A 3640-nucleotide genomic window follows, 5' to 3' on the forward strand; every position below is an offset into this window, starting at 1 on the left:
GCGCGCTCGGGCTCGAGATCGCGGGCGAGCTGATCGCGGAACCAACGCGTGAGGCTGCCGCTCGTGGCGGTGCCGGCGGCCAGCGCGTACTGGCCGGGGAAGAGGCCGGCCGTTAGCCACACGCGCTCGTCCCTCACCGGCGCGTCGAGCAGGAGGATGAAGAACGTGGTGGAGCCGTACATGATCATGAGCTGGCCCGGCTCCGTCACGCCCACGCTTAGCGCCTCGGAGAGGGCGTCCACGGCGCCAACCGCCACGGGGGTGCCTGCCCTCAGTCCGGTCTCGGCCGCCGCGCGGGTGCTGACGTGGCCGGCCAGCTCGTCACTCCACCCCAGGCGGGGGAGCATGGCGAGCGGCGCGATCAGGTCCTCGTAACGGTCCGACCAGGAGAGGGTGTCTATGTCGATGAGCGGCATGTAGTGGCTGGCCGTGTGCCGGTCGATCACGTGCTCGCCCGTCAAGCGGTACACGAGGTAACTGCTGGCCGTGGTGAGGCGCTCGGTGCGGCGCCACACGTCGGGCTCGTTCTTCCGCAGCCACACGATCTTGGGGCCCATGGCCTGGCTGGTGAACGCCATGCCGGAGTGCGCGAGCAGCGCCTCCTCGCCTATCGCTTCGGTGAGCCGCTCCATCTCGGCGCTGGCGCGCGTGTCGACCCCGTAGAGGATGCCGGGCCTGAGCGGCCTACCCTGCGCGTCGAGCGGCAGGAGGCACGGCCCGATGGCGCTTACCGCCACGCCGGCCACGTCGGCGCCCGAGTACTTGCCACTCAGGAGGGCGCGGACCGTGCCGGAGAGCCCGCCCCACCAGACCGACTCGGCGTCGTGCTCGGCCCAGCCGGGCCGGGGCACCGACAGCTCGTGCTCTATCACGTGCTGCGCGAGCACCTCGCCCGCCGGCGTGACGAGCACGCCCTTGGCCGAATAGGTGCCGATGTCTACGCCCAGCAGCAGCTCGGCCACGTCAGGCGAGCCCCGTGGTGCCGCAGAGGTGGACGTTCACGCCCAGCTCGTCGAAGGCTGCGGCCTTGGCGGCCAGGGCACGCGTGGCGCCGGCCGCGTCGGGCGCGTAGGCCACCTGGATGTGGTTCGCCTTGTGCCGCCCCATGAACTGGTCGCGGCTGACGCCCAGGGTGCGGAGGTGCATGAGTGGCCAGGTGGGGTCGGTCGCCCGCCAGCGGCGCTCGGTCTCCTCGGCCGGCAGCTCGACGGCCTCGCCGAGGCCCATGTCGACGTGCAGCGCGCCGCCCGCGCTGTAGACGCGGCTCCACACCACGTGACCGGGTCGGCTGACGCCCTTGAGCGTGCCGCCCCCCTGCGGGAAGTACATTGCCGGCTGGCGCTCGCTGCTGGCGGCCGCGTAGCCGCCCGCGAAGTGCGACGCCGGCGCGGCGCCCGAGATCATGAGCAGCCACACGAACTCGCCCGCGGGCCAGTCGGCGCCCCAGCGCACGTCGTGGAGCGTGGTGGACGGGTCGTAGCCCAGCTCGGTCCAGACGCGGTTGGTGACCAGCGCGTCGACCGCGGCGCCCTCGTCGACCTCGTTGAAGTGAGGGAGTGCCTTCCCGGCGTAGAGCTCGCGAGCGCCGTCGCGGCTCATCACCGGCGGCCGGTCCGGGTTGTTGAGGAGACCCTCCACCAGATCGGAGGCGGGCGCCATGTCGGTCAGGCCGTTCTGGTACTGGATGCCAACGGCGTCGCAACCGAAGCGGTCGGCGATGCGGAGGGCCGCCACGTACATCCGCGCTTGGCCCAGCAGCTGGCGCTCGGTCAGCTCGGTGGCCTCGTTCGTGCCGGTCACGAAGCGCATGCCGCGCGCCCGTAACCAATCGAGCACGGCCTCCGCCTCGGCGTCGGTCACCAGCCTCATCTCGGCGAGGAGGGCGGACTGGCTGAGGCGCTCCTTGTAGACGCCGAGGGGGTTCAGCTGCTCGTCGTCGATGATGGCGTTGTACATCCCCATGCAGCCCTCGTCGAACACGCCGAGGATGGCCTTCCGGTCGCGGAGCGCCCGCGCGGTCCGGCGGCCGAGGTCGGCCGCGTCGCCGGGCAGGGTCACGGCGGCCAGGCTTCTCACGTGCGACTCGTCGTGGTCCACCCTGCCCGTGTCGAGCCAGCGCTTCACGACCCCGAGGGCGAACTCGTCGGCGTACTCCTCGCTCCAGATGGTGCTGTAGGCCACGCCCGCCTTGGCGAGGCTACCGTTCAGGTTGAGGAGCCCCACGAGGCCGGGCCACTCGCCGCTCCAGTTGCCCGCCGTGAGGATCGGACCGCGGTGGGTGCGCAGGCCCGGCAGCACGTGGTGGCTGAACTGCCAGGCCGCGATGGCCACGACGAGCGGCGCTTCAGGCGGCACCCCCTGGAGGATGTCCATGCCCATCCGCTGGCTCCTGATGAAGCCGTGGCCCCTGGTTGGGTCGACGGGGAACGCCCGCACGAGCTCGGCACCGAAGCGCGCGAACACCTCCGTGAGCCGCTCCTCCAGGCGCCGTTGGGCCGGCCAGCAGACGGCGTTGGCGCTCTCGCGTCCGTCGCCGCTGGTCACGAGGTAGACCCGTCTCATAGCCTCCGTGCTCACGCTATCTTCCCTTCCGTGGGCGCCCCGGCCTGGAGGTGGAGCGCCTGACGATCAGTTCGGGCGGGAACACCCGCACGCGCGGCTCACGCCCGGCCGCTCCGGGGCGGCCGGTGGCCGCGATCTGTTCGAGCAGCAGCGTGGCCGCGGTTCGACCCATCTCCTCGAGGGGCTGCGCCACGACCGTGAGCGGCGGGTCGACGTGGGTGGCCCACCGAGCGTCGTCGAAGCAGATGACCGAGAGTTCATCGGGCAGCCGCAGGCCCAGCTCGCGGAGGGCGGTCAGGGCGCCGGCCATCATCTCGTTGTTGGCCACCAGCAGCGCGGTCGGCCGGTCGGCCCGGTTGAGCAGGCGCTTGGCCAGGTCGTAACCCGAGCGCTCCTGGAAGTCGCCGAACCCCACCAGCGAGGAGTCGAACGACACGCCCGCCGCCTCCAGCGCCAGACGGTAGCCTTCCACGCGCTCGCGGCCGGTCGTCAGCCGTTCGGGGCCCGAGATCATGCCGATGCGCACGTGGCCCAGCTCCAGCAGGTGCTCGACGGCGAGGCGCGAGCCCAGCCGGTTGTCGAGCAGGACGGTCCCGGCCCCCTTCATGCCGGAGGCGCGGTCGATCTCGACCATGGGGATGCTGCCGAGGCCCAGCCGGTTGAGCTCGCTGAGGTCGCTGCCGCTGAAGGCGTGGATGATGCCGTCGAGCTTGAGCTCGGCCAGCAGCGCGAGAGCGCGCTGCTCCTTCTCGCGGCTCTCGTTGGCGTCGCAGACCACCACGCTGTAGCCGTGCTCGGAGAGTGCGTCCTCCACGGCCTGCACGATGCTCGAGTAGAACGAGTTCTTGATGTCGGATACGACGAGGCCCACGGTCCTCGTCTCGCCGCGCCTGAGGGAGCGTGCCACGCCGTTGGGGCGGTAGTTGTAGCGCTCCACGGCGTCCAGCACCCGCTCCCGCATGGCGGGAGACACCATCTCGGGACGGTTGAGGGCCCGCGAGATCGTCGCCGCGCTCACGTTCAGGATCTTCGCCAGCTCGACGAGCGTCAAGTTCTCACCCACTTCACCCACCATCCG

General features: G+C 71.3%; 3 protein-coding genes. All 3 read right to left on the reverse strand.

Features of this window, described 5'->3' with window-relative positions; genetic code table 11:
• A partial coding sequence (locus H3C53_13270) for a sugar kinase (GenBank protein MBW7917637.1) occupies nt 1-962 on the reverse strand: 962 nt, incomplete at its 3' end.
• Nucleotide 963: 1 nt separating this feature from the next.
• Complete coding sequence (locus H3C53_13275; protein ID MBW7917638.1) at nt 964-2562, reverse strand: fucose isomerase; 1599 nt, start codon at nt 2560-2562, stop codon at nt 964-966.
• Between the two features lie 16 nt (nt 2563-2578).
• On the reverse strand, nt 2579-3637 hold the full coding sequence (locus H3C53_13280; protein MBW7917639.1) for a LacI family DNA-binding transcriptional regulator: 1059 nt from the start codon (nt 3635-3637) through the stop codon (nt 2579-2581).
• Nucleotides 3638-3640 lie beyond the last annotated feature (3 nt).

The sequence above is a fragment of the Trueperaceae bacterium genome, from assembly GCA_019454765.1.
Taxonomy (GTDB): Bacteria; Deinococcota; Deinococci; order Deinococcales; family Trueperaceae; genus JAAYYF01.

Coding starts and splice junctions, on each gene's coding strand:
- H3C53_13275 (MBW7917638.1), bottom strand. CDS start 2,562: ATGAGACGGGTCTACCTCGTGACCAGCGGCGACGGACGCGAGAGCGCC.
- H3C53_13280 (MBW7917639.1), bottom strand. CDS start 3,637: ATGGTGGGTGAAGTGGGTGAGAACTTGACGCTCGTCGAGCTGGCGAAG.